The sequence below is a fragment of the Klenkia taihuensis genome (assembly GCF_900112525.1).
GTDB lineage: Bacteria > Actinomycetota > Actinomycetes > Mycobacteriales > Geodermatophilaceae > Klenkia > Klenkia taihuensis.
In genome coordinates this window covers 518,779-536,139 of sequence record NZ_FOMD01000003.1, presented here as the reverse complement: position 1 = coordinate 536,139, position 17,361 = coordinate 518,779, and the positions used below count along the sequence as shown (strand labels likewise).

The window sequence follows — 17,361 nt, the reverse complement described above, 5'->3', positions numbered from 1 at the left end:
GGGAGGACGTGCCGGGCAGGGGGCGGCGCCGGCGGTCAGCTGACCGGTTCGGCGTAGCTGTTGACCAGCACGTACTCCTTCATGAACTGCTCCTGCCAGTCGTAGGCGGTGATGGGCAGGAAGCGGGCGCCCTCGGCGCCGACCATGGTGTCCACCGGCGCCACCACCTGGTCGATGTTGGGCAGGAAGAACATCGCGATCGACTGCCGCTCCGCCGACGTGTCGGGGCCGGCCACCACCCGGTGCACGGTCGCCGGGAACCGGCCGTTGGTCCACCGCGACATCAGGTGCCCGATGTTGATCACGAACGCGTCCTCGCGCAGCGGCACGGTGACCCAGCCGGCCGCCGCGTCGCGCACCTGCAGCCCCTCGTAGGTGCCGCGCTGGTGCAGCACGGTCAGCCCACCGGAGTCGGCGTGCGGGTTGAGCACGACCTCCTCGACGTAGTCGTCGTCCACCGGCTGCGGCGGGTACAGGTTGACGCTGAACAGCGTCACGTCCTTGCTGAACGGCTCGGCGAAGAAGTCCCGCGGGAGGCCCATGGCCAGCGCGAACAGGCCCATCAGCGTGCCGGCCAGCGACCGGGTCGCGGCGTCGTAGTCCTTCCAGGTGGTGCGGAACCCCGGCAGCTGCTCGGGCCACACGTTCGGCACGAAGTAGTCGGGGTGCCCGCCCACCGCGTCGTCGGCCTCGGCGGCGGCAAGGTCGTTGTACTTCATGAACTGCAGCGCCCGGTTGAGCACCCGGCCGCGGTCGTCGATCTCCTCGAACAGCCCGCGCGAGCTGGCCCGGGGCCGGACCAGCGCCCGCCGCTCGGCGTCGGGCATGGCCGCGACCTGGTCCATCGCGGCGTAGGCCGCGTCGACCACGGCGGGGTCGACGCGGTGGCCGACGACCTGCAGGAAGCCGACCTCGGTCAGGGCGTGCCGCAGCTGCGCGACGCAGGCGGCCAGCGCCTCGGGGTCGTCGCCGAACGCCGGCGATACGTCGACGACGGGGATGGCGGGGGTGCTGGACACGATGGCGTGCCTTCCTCGTACCCGGCGACAGGGTGGCCGCATCGGGGAGTGCGGCGATCCTCACCGCGCCCGGCGGCCGCCGTCCAGGGGTGCACGCAGACGTAACCCAGACGTCACGCCGCACCGGCACCGTGCCCGCATGGCGACGGTGGTGGTGGTCGGCGGCGGGCACAACGGCCTGGTCTGCGCCGCCTACCTCGCGCGCGCCGGCCACGACGTCACCGTGCTCGAGGCCGGCCCGGACACCGGCGGGTGCGCTGCCACCGTCGACGCGCTCGGCGCCCGGGTGAACATCTGCAACTGCGACCACACGATGGTCCGCACCACCGCGATCGCCGACGAGCTCGACCTCGCCGCGCACGGCCTGCGCTACCTCGAGGTCGACCCGCAGGCGCTGCACGTCGGCTGGGACGACGCCGCGGGCCCCGCCTTCGTGCAGTTCCGCGAGGTCGAGCGGACCCTGGACGCCCTCGCCCGCACCCACCCCACCCAGGTCGAGGGCTACCGCCGCTACCTGGCCGACGCCACCCCCGTGGCCCGGCTGCTCACCGAGCTCACCTCGACCCCGCCCACCCCCGGGCGGGTGCTCGCCACGCTCGCCGACCGCCGGGTCACCGCGCTCCCCCGGTTGCTGGACTGGTCCCGCCGCAGCGTCGGCGAGGTGCTCGGCCGCTACCTGACCGACCCGTTCCTGGTGGCCGGCGCCTTCACCACCGGGCCCGCGGTCTGGGGTGCCGCGCCGTCCACCCCCGGCACCGGGCTGGGCGCGGTCGGCATCGCGATGCGGCACCTGGTGGGCATCGGCCGGCCGGTCGGCGGGTCCGGCGCGCTGCCCGCGGCGCTGCGGTCGGCGCTGGAGGCCGCCGGCGGCCGGGTGCGCACCGGCGCCCGGGTGACCCGGGTCCTGGCCGAGGGCGACGCGGCGCGAGGGGTGCTGCTGGACACCGGCGAGGAGGTGCCCGCCGAGGTCGTGGTCAGCTCGGTCGACCCGCGGACGACGGTCGTGGACTGGCTGGGCCCGCACCCGCCGGCCGGCGCCGAGGCGGTGGTCGCCCGCTGGCGGGCGCGCACCACCCCCGACGGCTACGAGTCCAAGCTGGACGCCGTCGTCGGCACCCTGCCGGTGTTCCCGCAGGTGCAGCGGCTGCAGGAGCTGGTGGGTCCGTTCGACCAGCACGCACCCACCGTCACCCTCGCCCCCGATACCGCGGCGATCGAGCGGGCGCACGCGGCGCTGCACCGCGGCGAGGTCGCCGCCCGGCCGATGGCGCTGGTGAACACTCCCTCGGCGCTGGACCCCTCGATGCGGGTGGGCGAGGACCACGTGCTGTCCCTGGAGGTGCTCTGGACGCCCTACGCCGTCCCGGGCGGCTGGGCGACCTCGGCCGAGCCGCGGCGCTGGCTGGACCTGCTGACCGCGCAGGTCGGCCCGGCGTTCGCGGCCGGGGTCCGGCGGTGGCGGGTGGTCACGCCCGAGGACTACGAGCGCGACCTCGGCCTGCCGCGCGGGTGGGCGCCGTCCTTCTCCGGCGGGCCGCTGGCCGCGCTGGTCGGCCGGGACCGGGAGCTGACCCGCTACGCCACCCCGGTGCGCGGGCTCTACCTGACCGGCGCGGGCACGTTCCCCGGCGCCGGCGTGTGGGGCGCGTCGGGCCGCAACGCCGCCGCCGTCGTCCGTGCCGACCTGGACCGGCGCTGACCGGAACGGGGGCGAAACCGGGCCGCAACGACCGCCCGGCAGCGTGCACGCGGGGCCGCGCGAACGGCGCGAGCGGCCCGCCGTCACCACCGGGAACCACCATGACCGCCCTGCAGGAGCCCCGCACCACCCGCCATGCCGGACCCGAGACCCTCGTGCTGTCCGAGCACCCCGTCTTCCGCCGCTTCTGGTACGCCGTGTGCGCCGTCGACGACGTGCGCACCGAGGTCGAGCCCGGCCGCCGCGGCGCCGCGCCGCTGCACCGGACGGTCCTCGGCACCGACCTCGTGGTCTGGCGGCCCGACCCCGCCGGCCCGGTCAGCGTCGCCCACGACCGGTGCGCCCACCGCGACGCGCCGCTGTCGATGGGCTGGGTCGCCGACTGCCACCTGGTCTGCCCGTACCACGGCTGGGAGTGGGACAAGGACGGCCTGACCCAGCGCATCCCGCAGTTCCCCGGGGCCCCGCACCCCACCAAGTCGGGCCTGACGATGGTGCGCAGCCAGGAGAGGTACGGCCTGGTCTGGGTCTGCCTGGCCACCGACGCCGAGGGCGGGCCGGTCGCGGACATCCCGGAGGTCGTCGAGTGGGACGACCCCGCCTGGCGCCAGGTGCCCGAGGGCTCGTGGGACTTCGACTGCACCGCCATGCACCTGGTCGAGAACAACATCGACCCGGGCCACGTGGCCTTCGTGCACATGAACAGCTTCGGCAACCCCGACAACCCCGAGCTCACCGACCAGAACGTGCAGCGCACGCCGTACGGGCTCATCACCTGGACCGACGTCCCGGTCGAGGGCCGGCCGGGTGAGGACGGCGCGACGGTGCGGCACACCTGGAGCCAGGTGCACCTGCCGTTCTTCATGCACCTGCTCATCCGCTACCCCGACGGCCTGGGCCACGTGATGCTCAAGGCCATCACGCCGGTCGACGACAGCCACTGCACCATCCACCAGGTCGTGCTGCGCACCGACACCGAGGCCGACCGGCCGGCCGCCGACATCCGGGCCTTCGACCACCAGGTCGAGCTGGAGGACAAGGCCCTGCTGGACCGGCTGCCCGACGAGTTCCCGCTGGCCCAGCACCTCAACGCGCACGCCAAGGCGGACAAGAACAGCCTGCTGCTGCGCCGGATGTACACCGAGCTCGTCACCGGCGCCTGGATCCCCACCCCGCACCCGACCACCGCCGTGGAGACCCGATGACCGAGCTGCTCGTGCACGGCGCCACCCTGCTCACCGTCGACCCGGAGCGCCCCGACCCGTTCGTGGGCTGGTTCTCCGTCGGGGACGACGGCCGGATCACCGCCGTGGAGCCCGGCGAGCCGACGCCGGAGCAGCTCGCGCAGGCGGCCGAGGTGCTCGACGCCGGCGGGACGATCATCGGGCCGGGCTTCGTCTCCGCGCACAGCCACCTGTTCACCTCGGGCAGCCGCGGGCTGGGCATGGACTCCACGCTCTACGGCTGGATCGAGGCGATGCTCCGCTACGTGCTGCCGGCCAGCCCCGAGGACATGTACTGGTGCACCCGGCACGGCGCCCAGGACTTCCTGCGCAACGGCATCACCACCGCCTACGACTTCACCGACGGCGGACTGCAGTTCGACCCGTCCATCGCCAGCTTCGGCGACCGCATCCCGTCCCTGGACCGCCAGCACGCCCAGCTACGGGCCAAGACCGACGCCGGGCTGCGCAGCCTGCACTCGGTGATGCTGGCCCAGGGGCACGTGCCCCGGGCCGATGCGCTGGCCCACGTCGAGGAGACGGTCGGGGCCGCCGCGGACGCCGACCCCTCGCTGTTGCTGGGCGTGGCGGTCAGCGGCGCGGTGCAGTGGGCGCCGACCCCGGACACCGCCGCGCTGGAGACCGAGGTGATGCGCCGGTACGGGCTGGTCAACCAGGCGCACTTCCTGGAGACCGCCGAGATGCTGGACCTGCAGCGCTCGAAGTTCGCCTGGTACGCCGACTCCGGGGCGCTGTCGCCGCAGCTGGTGTTCGGCCACTTCATCCAGACGACGCCGGAGATCATCGCGACCGCGGCGGCGGCCGGCTGCGCGATGAGCTGGCAGCCGATGAGCAACGGCCGCCTGGCCAGCGGGGTGGCGTCGATCCCGGAGATCCGGGCGGCCGGGATGCGGGTCGGGATGGGCCTGGACGACCAGTCCTGCACCGACGTCGCCGACCCGTGGAACAACATGCGCACCGGCATCGCGCTGCTGCGCGCGCAGTACAAGGACCCCACCGCCGCGCCCGTCGGCGACGTGCTGATGATGCACACCCGCGGCGGCGCCGAGGCCCTGGGCGTGGACGGCGACGTCGGCTCGCTGCGGGTGGGCCGGTACGCCGACTTCTGCGTCGTGGACCCGCGCCGCCCCGACACCGGGCCGGTGTGGGACGCCGTCGGCACCTACGTGCTGGCCTGCTCGCTGCGCAACCTGCGCTCGGTGTGGGTCGGCGGGAAGGCCGTGGCGCACGGTGCCGACCTGGTCGACCCGCAGGCCGGCGAGGTGGAGTCCCAGGTGCACGAGCGGCTGGCCCGGATCGCCGCGGACCTGGGCGGGTGATCCTGCAGCCGGGCACCGGTCCCGTCCTCGGCGACGTGCACCTCACGGCGGCGCCGGAGCACGTGCTGTGGGGCCGGCTGCCCTGCGCGGCCGACGAGCCGGTGCTGGAGGTCGAGCCGGGCACCGCGGTCACGGTCGACACGATCAGCCACGAGGGGATCCTGGAGGACCAGGGCCGCGACCCGGCGGCGTTCTTCGGCGCGCACGGGGTGACCGAGGTGCTCGCCGACGCCGTCGCGCTGGCCGCGAGCGAGCACCCGCACCGGTTCGGCGTGGACGGCCCGCACGTGGTCAGCCGGCCGGTGGCGGTGGCCGGCGCGCAGGTCGGGGACCTGCTCGCGATGACGCTGCTCGACGCCACCCCGCGGGTGCCCTACGGGGTGATCTCCAACCGGCACGGCAAGGGTGTGCTGGTCGGCGAGCACCCGCTCGGCGGGGCGCCGGTGTTCAGCGCCTTCGCCACGGTCAGCGAGGACGGGACGCACGGCCTGCTGCCGCTGACCCCCGGTGCGGAACCGACGGTGGCCTTCCCCCTGCGGCCCTTCCTCGGCGTGATGGGCGTGGCGGTGGCCGGCCGGCAGCGCCCGCACTCGGTGCCGCCGGGACGGCACGGCGGGAACGTCGACATCGCCCTGCTGACCGCCGGGTCCACGCTCTACCTGCCGGTGCAGGCCGACGGCGGGCTGGCCTACGTCGGCGACCCGCACTTCGCGCAGGGGGACGGCGAGGTGTCGCTGACCGCGATGGAGGCGAGCCTGCGGGCCACGGTGCGGCTGGACGTGGTGGCCCGGGAGGACGCGCTGGCCCGGTTCGGCGAGCTGGTCGGGCCGCTCGCGGAGACGGCGGAGTTCCTGGTGCCCACCGGGATGGACGAGGACCTCGACCTGGCCGTCGCCGACTGCGTGCGCGCGGCCGTCGCCCTCCTGCAGGCCCGGTTCGGCATGGACCCCTCCCTCGCCTACGCCTACCTCTCGGCCGCGACCGACTTCCGGATCAGCCAGGTCGTCGACGTGGTCAAGGGTGTGCACGCCACCATCCGGAAGTCCGACTTCGAGAACGACCCCGCCGCCCCCCGCCACGCGCTCCGCACGCGGCGGGCCCCTGCGGCGGGGCCGGCAGAACCGTAGGACCGGCCAGCCGGGCTGCTCAGATGGGCGGGCGGGTGAAGGCCACGAGCCCGGCCTGCTCGGCGAGGCACGCGACGGCCAGCGGGGTGCGGTCCTCCAGGTAGGGGCCGAGCAGCTGCGCACCGACGGGCAGCCCGCTGACCCGGCCCGGCCCCAGCGGGACGACGGTGGCCGGCAGCCGGCCCAGGCTGGACAGCCGGGCCCAGTCGCAGACCGAGTCGATCGGCACCTCGCGGCCGTCCACGACGACGGTCTCCGGGGCGGTCATCGCGGACGTGTAGGTGGTGGCCACCCGCGAGACCGCCGGGCACAGGACGACGTCGACCCCGGTGAACACCTCCGCCCAGCGGGCCGTGGCCGCGCGCTGCGCCTCCAGGTCGCGCAGCGCCGCCCACACCGACTGGTGGTACCGGTCGTCGGCGGCGGCGAGGTCGTCGGCGTCGAACCCGTGCACGATCTCCGCCGACTGCAGCCGCAGGTACAGCGCCAGGTCGTCGGCCCCGCCCACCGGCGGGTCGGCCAGCTCGGCGACGTGGGCGCCCGCGCCGGCCAGGGCGTCGGCGAACCCGCGGATCGCCGTCGCCACCTCGGGGTCGACCGGGGCGACGGGGTCGGTGAGCCACACGCCGACCCGCAGGCCGGTCAGCGAGGTGACCCGGGGCGGGGGCAGCCGCAGCTGCCAGCCCACGGCCTCGATCCCCTCCGCGCCGAACAGCACCTCGCTGAAGGCCGCGGTGTCGGCGGCGGAGCGGGCGAACGGGCCGATCGCGCTGACCATCGGCTCCAGCAGGCCGCCGTCCGGCCACGGCAGGTTGCCCAGCTTGGACACCGCGCCGTTGCTGGGCCGGTGGCCGAACAGGCCGCACCAGGCGGCCGGCACGCGCAGCGAGCCGGAGAGGTCGCTGCCCAGGTCGGCCACCCCGAGGCCCGCGGCGACGGCGGCCGAGGACCCGCCGCTGGAACCGCCGCTGGAGCGGGTCGGGTCCCACGGGTTGAGCGTGGCGCCGAACAGCTCGTTCTCGCTGTGCATGCTCGCCAGCCAGACCGGGACGTTGGTCTTGCCCAGCACCACGCAGCCGGCCTCCCGCAGCCGGCGCACGGCCGGCGCGTCGGCGGTGGCCACCCGCCGGTCGAGGGCCCGGCCGTGCGAGCTGGGCAGGCCGAGGGCGTCGACGGAGTCCTTGACCGTGATCGGCAGCCCGGCCAGCGGGCCGAGCGGGCGGCCCGCCGCGCGGTCGGCGTCCAGGGCGCGGGCAGCGGCCACCGCGCCGTCGGCGTCGACCGCGACGAGCGCGTTCACCGCCGCGCCCGGGCCGGCGATCCGGTCCAGGTGGGCCCGGGTGAGCTCCTCGGCCGACACGTCGCCGGCGGCCAGCGCCGCCAGCATGGCGGTGCCGTCGACCAGGCTGTCCAGCGCGGTGCTGGTCATGCGGCGGCGGCCCGAGGGCCGGTCATCGCCACGCCCAGCCGGGGGGCGACCTCCTCGGCCACCAGGGTCAGCTGCTCCTCGACGCTGTCCCGGGTGGTGCCGGGGCCGTCGACGGCGACCGAGATCGTCGTCATCCCCAGCTTGGTGCGGTACTCGTCGATGACCTCGGCGACGTCGTCGGCGGTGCCCACCGCCCAGATCCGCTGCCGCACCGACTCCTCCAGGGTGGGGGCGAAGTCGTGCGGCTTGGACGTCCACCCCTCGGGCAGGTCGTAGCTGTTGTAGCGGCCGTAGGGCGCGAGCAGCTTGACGACCTCCTCGTGGTTGGGGCGGGCAGCGGCCATCGCCTCCTCACGGGTCCGGCCCACGCAGACGTGCAGCACCAGCATCCGCTCCTCGCCCGGGGCCAGGGTGCGCCCGGCGGCCTCGGCGTGGGCGGCGTGCTCGGCCCAGCGGCGGGCCATGGTGTCCGGGGACTGCCAGGCGTACACCCCGGTGTGGCCGTGCTCGGCGACGTACTTCACCGTCGCCGGGGAGGTGCACGCCTGGTGGATCTCCACCGGCCGGGTCACGTTGGGCACCAGGGTGAGGTCGGTGACCACGCCGCCGCGGTCGGGGATGCCGGGCGGGGGCAGCGTGAAGTGCTTGCCCGAGTAGGCGAACCGGTCGTTGGCCCAGGCTGTGCGGATGACCTCCATGGCCTCGGCGAACACCTCCCGGTTGCGCTGCTCGGCGCCGGTGTCCATGTCGTTGTCGTTGCTCTCGATGCTCGCGCCGAGGGTCTCCATCTCGCGCGGCACGGTGCCCCGGCCGACGCCGAACCGCATCCGGCCGCCGGTGAGCAGGTCGGCCGTCGCGAAGTCCTCGGCCAGCCGCAGCGGGTTCCACTGCGGGACGATGTTGAACATCTGCCCGTAGCGCATCCGCGGTGTGCGGGCCGCGCACCACAGGCCCAGCAGGATCTGGTTGCCGACGACCTCGTAGCCCTCGTGCTGGAAGTGGTGCTCGGTCCACCACATCGTGTCGTAGCCGAGCCGGTCACCGGCCTCGGCGAGCGCGACGAAGTCCTCGTACGCCGCGGCGAAGTCCGCCCGGCCGTAGCGCCGCTCGGTGGCCGGCGGGCCGTCGAGGCCGGCGTCGGGCATCGCGACCGCGCCGAGCAGGTTGGTGTCGATCCGCATGCCGCCGATCCTCGGACCCGGACGTTTCCCCGACGTTCCGGTCGCGCAACGCACCGGCGCCCGCCACCCCGGGTGGGGTGACGGGCGCCGGGTGTGCGGTGGATCAGCTGGCGGGGACGCCGATCGAGTCGTCGATGAACTCGTTGCTGACGAGGTCGTCGGCGGTCAGGCCGTCCGTGGGCGGGGTGCCCTGCTCGGTGAAGATCGGCGTGGTCTGCTCGATGAGCGTCTCCACCCGGTCGGTGTCGAAGTTGCCGTGGACGTCGTCCGGGCCGTTGCCGACCAGGCCGAGCTCCTTCTGCGTCTCCACCGAGTAGTCGGCGACGCCCTGCGAGTACACCCAGCCGGTGTCGTACTGCTGCACCAGGTCCAGGATGATGTCGTTCACCCGCGCCGGGTCCTCGAGGTAGTCCACGTCGGCCTGCTGCATGAGCGGGACGAGCGCGGTCAGGCAGTCCGACATCGAGTCCAGGTCACCGGAGCGCACCGAGATCGAGGACTGGTAGGGCTGGAAGCCGGCGTCGTAGACGAGCTGGTAGCTCACGTCCTTGCCCCAGGCCTCGACCTCGTTCTTGTAGATGTAGGGCTCGGCCGAGGCGAAGCCCTGCTGGGCGACCTCGCCGGCCGCGGCGACGAAGCCCGACGGCGTGCCGTCGTACGAGCCGTCGACCTGGTCGGTGTTGAGGACCCCGGCCCCGGTCAGGTAGGCCATGTAGGCCGAGCCCTCGAAGTACCGCACCGTGACGCCCTCGCTGCCCAGGTCGGCGATGGACTCCACGTCGGGGTAGGTCGAGGGGTCCCACATGATCATCGTGGGCGACTTCTCCAGCGGGGCCAGCACCGCGGTGGTGGGCTGGGTGTCCGAGAGCTGGATGGCCTCGTCGGTGGCGATGTACCCCATGGTGATGTCGGTGTCGGCGTACATCTGCGACGTCACGGTCTGGAAGCCGATGGCCGGGCCGCCGGCCCGGATCTCCAGGGTCACCCCGGTGCTCTCGCCCTCGCTGTCGATCAGCGTGCCGGTGACCGACTTGCTGCCGGCGTCGACCACGTAGTCGTCCCCCAGCGACTCGTACAGGCCCCCGTGCTCGGACTCGGGGTTCCAGTCGGTCTGCACCACGATGGTGCTGGGGCAGCCGGCGGCGGCCAGGTCGTTGCTGCCGACCTCGCCGGAGGGACCTGCGGCGGCCGAGCCGCCGTCGTCGCTGCCGCATGCGGCCAGCGACAGCGCCAGCACGGCGGTGGCCGCGAGGGCCGTCGTGGAACGGGTGATGCGCACACGTGCTCCTGGGGATGGGTGGGGCCGGCACCTCGGGTTCGGGGTGTCGGTGACCGGGACGGACGGCGACGGGCGCCCCGGGTGGTGCGGTCCGGGAGGGGGCTGCCTAGCGGTCGCGGGACTGGTCGTACCAGCTGCCGACCACGAGCTTGGACAGCCAGCCGAAGAGGAAGAACACCGCGAAGCCGAGCGCGGCGGTGACCACGATCGTGAAGAACAGCGGGGCGCCCTGCAGGCGGGAGCTGAAGTTGGACAGCAGGATCCCCAAGCCCGGTTCGCCCTGCTTGAAGAACAGGTCACCGACGATCGCACCGACCACCGAGAGGCCGGCGGAGATGCGGAACCCGGCGAAGATGGCCGGCAGCGCCGCGGGCAGCTGCAGCTTGAGCAGCCGGGTGGTCCGGCCGGCCTTGTGCAGGGTGAACAGCTCGTGGTGGCCGCGGTCGACCGACTGGATGCCGAACAGCGTGTTCGACACGATCGGGAACAGCGCGATCATCACGCAGACGATGACCCGGGACGGGAAGCCGAACCCGAACCAGAAGCCGATCAGCGGCACCAGGGCCAGGATCGGGATGCACTGCAGCGCGACCGCGTAGGGGTACAGCGAGCTCTCCACGGCCTTGCTCTGGCTCATCGCGATCGCCCACAGCATGCCGATCACGATGGCGATGGCCAGGCCGGTGAAGGTGACCACGATGGAGCGGCCCAGCGCCGGCCACACCTTGTCGGTGATGGTGGGGTCCAGCAGCGCGTCGGTGACGAGCGTGTGCGGGGCCGGCATGAGGAACCGGCGGCCCGGGTCCAGCACCAGGTAGGTGATGGCGTACCAGACCCCGAGGAGCGCGGCGAACACCGCGACCGGCAGGACCAGGTTCACCGCCCGGCGGCCCCGGCGGCGGCGCACGACCGGCGCGGGGGTGGTGCCGGCGGCCACCGGGGTGGTGGTCGGGGTCTCCAGGGTGGCGGTCACGAGTGGCCCTCCCGCAGGGCGTGGGAGACCTCGCCGGCGAGCTTGGCGAACTCCGGGGTGAACCGCAGCTCCGGTGTCCGGTCGCTGCCGAAGGGGACGTCGAAGGACTCCACGATGCGGCCCGGGCGGCCGCTCATGACCAGCACCCGGGTCGACATGTAGACCGCCTCGGACACCGAGTGGGTGATGAACAGCGCGCCGAAGCCCTTGGCCACGAACAGCCGGATGAGCTCGTCGTTGAGGCGCTCGCGGGTGATCTCGTCCAGCGCGCCGAAGGGCTCGTCGAAGAGGAAGAGGTCGGGGTCGAGGGTGAGCGAGCGGGCCAGGGAGGCGCGCATCTTCATGCCCCCGGACAGCGCCCGGGGCAGCTTCTTCTCGTGCCCGCGCAGCCCGACGAGCTCGATGGCGTCGAGGGCGGCCTGGTTGGTGGCGGTCCTGCTCATGCCGTGCAGCTCCGCGAGCAGCTCGACGTTCTTCTTCACGCTGCGCCAGGGCAGCAGCGTGGCGTCCTGGAAGACGTAGCCGATCCGCTCGGCGTCCACCCGGGCCGAGCCGGCACTGGCGGCGTCCAGCCCCGACGCGATGCGCAGCAGGGTGGACTTGCCGCAGCCGGACGGGCCGACGACGGTGACGAACTCACCGCGGTCGATGGTCAGGTCCACGCCCTCGAGCGCGACCGTGCCGTCGGGGAACTGCCGGGCGACGTCGGCGAACTCCAGGACCCGGGTCGCGGTGGGTGGGGCGGCGGGCGGAGCGGTCGGGGCCGGTGCGCTCACGGTCACCTCCGGTGCGGTGTGCGGTCACCCGGGCGGCTGTCCGGGCGATGCGGTCACCTTGGGCGCGGTCTGTTTCGCCTGCGTGTGCCGTCGGTGAACGGCGCCGACCGGTTGGTCACGACTGGGCCACGACCCTCCCCGGGAACACCCGCTGCACCTGCGTGCTCGCCACCACCCGGCCGCGGGAGACCACGAGGCGGTCGGTGCCCGCCCCGGCGACGGCGGCGTCCAGGCTCTCCGCGCGCACCACGAGGAACTCCGCGACCGACCCGGGGGCGGCCGCGGGCACCGGCAGACCCATGCAGCGCCGGGCGCCGGCGCTGACGGCGTCCCAGGCCTCGCGGGTGGACAGGTGCCCGGAGGTGACCAGCAGGGACGCCGCCTCGCAGGCGTCGGCCCGGCCCATCGGGTTGAACGGGTCGCGCAGGTTGTCCCCGCCGGCGCCGAGCACGGCCCCGGCGTCCAGCAGCGCCCGGACGGCGGTCAGCCCGCGCGGGGTGGCCACGGTCGACTCCCGGCCCTGCAGGTAGAGGTTGGTCTGCGGCAGCGCGACGACGCCGACCCCGGCCGCGGCCACCTCGGCGGCGGTGGCCCGGGCGACCTCCAGGGGGTGCACGCCCAGGGAGACGCAGTGGCTGGCGGTGACGCCGGGGCCGAAGCCGGTGGCCCGCACGCGCTGTGCCAGGTGCAGCAGGCCCTGCGCGGTGGGGTCCAGCGTCTCGTCGGTGTGCAGGTCCAGCGGCAGGCCGCGGCGCTGCGCGACGCCGAAGGACAGGTCCAGCCCGGCGGCGCGGTCGGGCCACATGTGCGGGGCGCCGCCGACGAGGTCGACGCCCAGGTCGCAGGCCTCCTCCAGCAGCCGGGCGTTGGCCTCGGCCTCCCCCGGCGACCACGGCGCGCTGCACAGCGCCACGACCTGGACGTCGACCAGCCCCGCCAGGGCGTCGCGGACCTCCAGCAGCGCCCGGACGTGCCGCAGGCCGGTGTGCGCACCGAGGTCGGCGTGCGTGCGGATCGCGGTGGTGCCGTTCGCCAGGTACTCGTGCGCGGCGCGGGTGGCCCGGTCGACCAGGTCCTCGTGGGTGAACCCGGCCGCGATGGTCCGGATCGCCTCGATCGCGCCGGCCAGGTCCCCGGTGCGGTTCGGCGCGCGGTGGCTGGTCAGCGCCTTGTCCAGGTGGGCGTGCGGCTCGGCCGGGGCGGGCAGCAGGTGGGACCCGGCGAGCTCGTGCACCTCGTCGTCCGGGCCCGGGATGAGCACCGGCGCGACCTCGGCGACCGTCCCCCCGTCGCAGCGGACGTCGACGACGTCGCCGTCGACGGTGGTGACCGACCGCAGCAGCAGGCTCATGTCAGTGCTCTCCCGATCTCCGCGAGGGCCGCGGCGGTGGTGGCTTCGGTGCCGGGGGCGGCGACCCCGGAGAGGTCCACGCCGCGCACGCCGGGGACGGCGAGGTAGGCCTCGGCCAGCGCGACGGCGGCGGCGACCCCGGCCCGGCGGGGGTCGCGGGCGCCCTCGATGCCGGCCAGGTAGCCCGCGGGCAGCCGCAGCCCGGTGAACCGGCGCAGCTCGGCGACCGAGCCGGGGTCGGTGGCCACCGCGACGCAGGCGACGAAGGGCACGTCCGCGCCGGCGTCGGTGGCCGCGCCGACGAACTCGGCCAGCTCGGCCGGTCCGCCGGCGTGGTCGACGAAGCAGACCTCGGCGCCGGCGCGGGCCTTCTCGACCAGCCGGTGCGGGCGGCGCTGCGCGGGCGGGCCGTGCGGGGTCTCCCCCACCGACACCAGCAGGCCGGCGGCCCGGGCCGCGGCGGCCAGCTGCGTGGAGTCCAGGTCGAACACCGGCTGGGCGTCGGGCCGGTCGCCGGTGGCGGTGTGGTCGCCGGTCACGCAGTGCACCGCGCCGACGCCGAGGTCGGCCAGCGCGGCCAGCTCGCCCTCCAGCGCGACCCGGTTGCGGTCGCGGCAGTTCAGGCCCTGCCAGACCGGGACGCCGCGGGCCTGCACCAGCGCGGCGCGGTAGGCCGGCGGGAACTGCACCCGGGCGGCCGCGTGGTCGCCCAGCAGCACGGCGTCCACCCGGGCGGCGACGAGGTCCGCGCAGCGCTCCAGCGACCCGCGGGACAGCGCGACGGCCGGCAGGTCGGCCACCACCACCGGCCGCTGCCGCAGCAGCGCGAGCAGCCGGGGCTCGGGGCCCGGGCGGGTCACCCGGTCGCCGGGCCAGCGCACCGTGGGCAGCGGCAGGAAGGCGCACGGGTGCGGTGCGACCTCGCAGCTGCCGTCCTCGGCCACCCCGCCGCACGGCCCGTAGGTCATCGCCTTGGGGCAGGCGGGGGCGGTCACAGGTCGAGCACGAGCCGGGGGCCGGCGGCGCGGGAGACGCAGACCATCATCGCGGTGCCGTCGGCCTGCTCGCCGGGGCTGAGCACGGAGTCGCGGTGCTCGACCGCACCCTCCAGCACGGGGGTCTCGCAGGTGCCGCAGGTGCCCACCCGGCAGGACGACAGCACGTCGACCCCCTCGGCGGACAGGGCGTCGAGCACCGAGGTGCCGGGCTCGACGACGACGGTCGTGCCGGTGAGCGCGAGCTCCACCTCGAAGGGGTCCGGCCACACCGGGGCGCCGAACTCCTTCGCCTCGAACCGCTCGACGTGCAGTGTGCCGGCCCAGCCCGCGGCGGCGGCCTCCAGCGCGTCGAGCAGCTTGGCCGGGCCGCAGGCGTGGACGGCGGTGGTCGCGTCGACGTCCAGCGCCGCGACGTCGAGCCGGTCTCCCTCGTCGCCGGCGTGCAGCCGCACCCGGCCGGGGTGGGCGGCGGCCAGCTCGGCGGCGAAGGCCATCCGCGCCCGCGAGCGGCCGGCGTACTCCAGGGTCCAGTCCGCGCCCGCCGCGTCGGCGGCGGCGACCATCGCGCGCAGCGGGGTGATGCCGATGCCGCCGGCGACGAAGAGGTACCGGGTGCCCGGGGTGACCTCGAACGGGAAGTGGTTGCGCGGCCCGCGCACCCGCAGCCGCTGGCCCACCTCGACGTCGTCGTGCAGCGCCCGCGACCCGCCGCCGCCGTCGGCCTCGCGCAGCACGGCGACCCGCCAGGTGGCCCGGTCGGCGACGTCCCCGCACAGCGAGTACTGCCGCTCCAGGCCCGGGCGGACGACGAGGTCCAGGTGCGAGCCGGGCGTCCACGCGGGCAGGTCGCGGCCGTTGTGGGACACCAGGTCCAGGGCCAGCACGCCGTCGGCGAGCAGGGTGCGACCGGCCACCACCAGGTCGCGTTCGACGTCGGAGAAGAAGCTCACCGGCCGATCCTGCACACGTCGGGCCCGCCGGGTGCAGATGACGCAGAAGGGTCACACGGATGTAACCGCGGTGCGGTTCCGTCCACGGCGTGACGACGACGGCCGCCCCCACCGCCCTGTCCCAGCTGGAGACCGAGCTCGCCGCGCTGCTCGGCGAGCGCAACGTCAGCAGCGAGCTGCGGGTGCGCGAACGGGTCTCGGTGGACGGCGCGCGGATGAGCCCGATCATCAGCGAGCTGCTGCCCCTCGGCGTCGCCGACCTGGTCGCCTTCCCCACCACCGCGGAGCTCGCCGCGCAGGCGGTGGCCGCCGCCGTCCGGCTGGGCGTGCCGGTGACCCCGCGCGGCAAGGGCACCGGCAACTACGGGCAGGGCATCCCGATGGCCGGCGGCCTGGTGCTCGACCTCTCCCGGGCCCGCGCGGTCGTCGAGGTCACCGACGGCCTGCTCACCGCCGAGGCGGGCACCCCGATGGTCACCTGCGAGCGGGCCGCGCAGGCCACCGGCCAGCAGCTGTGGATGTACCCCTCGACGGTGCAGAGCTCGCTGGGCGGTTTCCTCGCCGGCGGGTCCGGCGGCACCGGCAGCATCGTGCACGGCACCAACGACGCCGGCTTCGTCGCCGCCCTGGACGTGGTGCACGCCGACGGCTCCGGCGAGCTGGTGCACGTCGAGGGCGAGGAGGCCCAGCTCTACGTGCACAACTACGGGACGGCGGGGGTCATCGCCCGCGCGACCGTGCGGCTGGAGCCGCTGCAGGAGTGGGTCGGGTTCTACGCCAGCTGCGCGGACTTCCGCACCGCGCAGGCCGTCATGGTGGCGCTGGGGAAGCTGGAGCCCACGCCGCGGCTGGTCTCGGCCGACACCCCCGAGATCACCGCCGCGCTGCCCGAGGACCCGGCGTTCCCGGCCGGGCGGGCCAGCGTGCGCGGGATCCTGGAGGCCTCCACGGTCGAGGCCGCCCGCGCGGCGGTGGAGGCGGCCGGCGGGCGCGTCGAGGACGTGCGCGAGGGCCCGCAGGTGCCGCTGGGCCTCAGCGTGCTCAGCTACAACCACCCCATCGAGTGGCTGCAGAAGAGCGCCCCGGGGGTCTACTTCCACCTCGAGGTCGGCGGCCAGGCGCTGGTCGACCGGGTCGACGAGGTGCACCAGGTCTTCGAGGGTGCGCTGCTGCACAACGAGGTCGGCCACTCCGGGCCGATCGGCATGCTCGCCGGGGTCTACCGCAGCCCCGAGCAGGTGCGCGAGGGCATCGCGGCGCTGGAGGCCCTCGGCGTGGGCGTGCACGACCCGCACCAGTGGAACGTGGACTTCCAGCTCGCCCGCACGGTCGAGACCGCCCGGCGCACCGACCCCGGCGGCCTGCTCAACCCGGGCAAGCTCAACCCCGACTACGGCGGCCCCACCAAGGGCGCCGTCCGGTGATCGACCTGCAGGCCGACGCCGACCCCGGCGACGACCCGTGGGAGCTGGTGGCCGACTGGCTGCCCGCCGACGACGACGCCGACCGGCCGCAGGCGGTGCTGTCCACAACCGGCGCCGACGGCTACCCGAACGCCCGCACCGTGCTGGTCAGCGCGGTGGACCGGTCCGGGTTCGCCTTCCACACCCACCGGTCCAGCCGCAAGGTCGCCGAGCTGGACGTCCTCCCCCGGGCCGCCCTGGTGCTCAGCTGGCCCGGGTCCACCCGTCAGCTGGTGGTGCGCGGCGACGTCGTCCCCGACGCCGACGCGTCCGCGGCCCGGGTGTGGGCGGCCCGGTCGGACCACCTGCGCCGGCTGGCCTGGCTCAACGACGACGACCTGGCCGCGCGCGACCGCGCCGGCCGGGTGGCGGCCTGGGCCGCCGACGTGCCCACGGACGCCGGGTCGCCGCCGGCGCCGTCCTGGGTGGGGTTCCGGGTGGCCCCCGTCGAGCTGACGTTCTGGGCCGGCGGGGCGGACACCGCCAGCCGGCGGCTGCAGTTCCGTCGCGACGGGTCCGGCTGGGCCCGCCGCTGGCTGGCCGGCTGACCCGG

The 17,361-nt window shown here is 75.0% G+C and carries 15 protein-coding genes; 6 read left to right on the top strand and 9 right to left on the bottom strand.

What is annotated here, in order from left to right:
- Positions 1-35 precede the first annotated feature (35 nt).
- A complete protein-coding gene (locus BM158_RS21575) occupies positions 36-1,019 on the bottom strand; it encodes an isopenicillin N synthase family dioxygenase (RefSeq protein WP_165628942.1) in 984 nt (327 codons plus the stop codon).
- Positions 1,020-1,158: 139 nt separating this feature from the next.
- Here BM158_RS21575 and BM158_RS14645 point away from each other — a divergent pair, with 139 nt between their 5' ends.
- The 4 genes from BM158_RS14645 (at position 1,159) to BM158_RS14630 (ending at position 6,408) form a co-directional block, all read left to right on the top strand.
- A complete protein-coding gene (locus BM158_RS14645) occupies positions 1,159-2,718 on the top strand; it encodes a phytoene desaturase family protein (protein ID WP_091560393.1) in 1,560 nt (519 codons plus the stop codon).
- 101 nt (positions 2,719-2,819) lie between these two features.
- Complete coding sequence (locus BM158_RS14640; RefSeq protein ID WP_091560390.1) at positions 2,820-3,923, top strand: Rieske 2Fe-2S domain-containing protein; 1,104 nt, start codon at positions 2,820-2,822, stop codon at positions 3,921-3,923.
- Positions 3,920-5,281, top strand: coding sequence for an amidohydrolase family protein (locus tag BM158_RS14635; protein ID WP_091560387.1), 1,362 nt, complete (start codon positions 3,920-3,922; stop codon positions 5,279-5,281). The genes BM158_RS14640 and BM158_RS14635 overlap by 4 nt, the downstream gene beginning before the upstream one ends.
- A complete protein-coding gene (locus BM158_RS14630) occupies positions 5,278-6,408 on the top strand; it encodes an acetamidase/formamidase family protein (RefSeq protein ID WP_091560384.1) in 1,131 nt (376 codons plus the stop codon). Before BM158_RS14635 ends, BM158_RS14630 begins: the two co-directional genes overlap by 4 nt.
- Positions 6,409-6,427: 19 nt before the next feature.
- On the opposite strand, the gene BM158_RS14625 is transcribed toward BM158_RS14630, so the two are convergent.
- The 8 genes from BM158_RS14625 to BM158_RS14590 form a co-directional block, all read right to left on the bottom strand.
- The gene (locus BM158_RS14625) at positions 6,428-7,837 is read right to left on the bottom strand and encodes an amidase family protein (protein WP_091560381.1); all 1,410 of its coding nucleotides are present in this window, start codon (positions 7,835-7,837) and stop codon (positions 6,428-6,430) included.
- The gene (locus BM158_RS14620; protein ID WP_091560379.1) at positions 7,834-9,018 is read right to left on the bottom strand and encodes an LLM class flavin-dependent oxidoreductase; all 1,185 of its coding nucleotides are present in this window, start codon (positions 9,016-9,018) and stop codon (positions 7,834-7,836) included. Before BM158_RS14620 ends, BM158_RS14625 begins: the two co-directional genes overlap by 4 nt.
- 103 nt (positions 9,019-9,121) lie before the next feature.
- Positions 9,122-10,297 carry a nitrate ABC transporter substrate-binding protein gene (locus tag BM158_RS14615; RefSeq protein ID WP_091560376.1) on the bottom strand — a complete coding sequence of 392 codons (1,176 nt, stop codon included), beginning with the start codon at positions 10,295-10,297 and terminating at the stop codon, positions 9,122-9,124.
- A gap of 106 nt (positions 10,298-10,403) precedes the next feature.
- On the bottom strand, positions 10,404-11,270 hold the full coding sequence (locus tag BM158_RS14610) for an ABC transporter permease (RefSeq protein WP_091560373.1): 867 nt from the start codon (positions 11,268-11,270) through the stop codon (positions 10,404-10,406).
- Positions 11,267-12,046, bottom strand: coding sequence for an ABC transporter ATP-binding protein (locus tag BM158_RS14605; protein ID WP_207506606.1), 780 nt, complete (start codon positions 12,044-12,046; stop codon positions 11,267-11,269). Before BM158_RS14605 ends, BM158_RS14610 begins: the two co-directional genes overlap by 4 nt.
- A gap of 115 nt (positions 12,047-12,161) precedes the next feature.
- The gene (locus BM158_RS14600) at positions 12,162-13,397 is read right to left on the bottom strand and encodes an amidohydrolase family protein (RefSeq protein ID WP_091560367.1); all 1,236 of its coding nucleotides are present in this window, start codon (positions 13,395-13,397) and stop codon (positions 12,162-12,164) included.
- Entirely contained in the window at positions 13,394-14,392 is a 999-nt protein-coding gene (locus tag BM158_RS14595) for a methylenetetrahydrofolate reductase C-terminal domain-containing protein (RefSeq protein WP_091560363.1), read from the bottom strand. The genes BM158_RS14600 and BM158_RS14595 overlap by 4 nt, the downstream gene beginning before the upstream one ends.
- On the bottom strand, positions 14,389-15,345 hold the full coding sequence (locus tag BM158_RS14590) for a PDR/VanB family oxidoreductase (RefSeq protein WP_091560360.1): 957 nt from the start codon (positions 15,343-15,345) through the stop codon (positions 14,389-14,391). Before BM158_RS14590 ends, BM158_RS14595 begins: the two co-directional genes overlap by 4 nt.
- Positions 15,346-15,434: 89 nt before the next feature.
- Here BM158_RS14590 and BM158_RS14585 point away from each other — a divergent pair, with 89 nt between their 5' ends.
- Both BM158_RS14585 and BM158_RS14580 read left to right on the top strand, forming a co-directional pair.
- Positions 15,435-16,769 (top strand): FAD-binding oxidoreductase, encoded by a 1,335-nt coding sequence (locus BM158_RS14585; RefSeq protein WP_091560356.1) that lies wholly within the window; start codon positions 15,435-15,437, stop codon positions 16,767-16,769.
- The gene (locus BM158_RS14580) at positions 16,766-17,356 is read left to right on the top strand and encodes a pyridoxine/pyridoxamine 5'-phosphate oxidase (RefSeq protein WP_091560351.1); all 591 of its coding nucleotides are present in this window, start codon (positions 16,766-16,768) and stop codon (positions 17,354-17,356) included. Before BM158_RS14585 ends, BM158_RS14580 begins: the two co-directional genes overlap by 4 nt.
- Positions 17,357-17,361 lie beyond the last annotated feature (5 nt).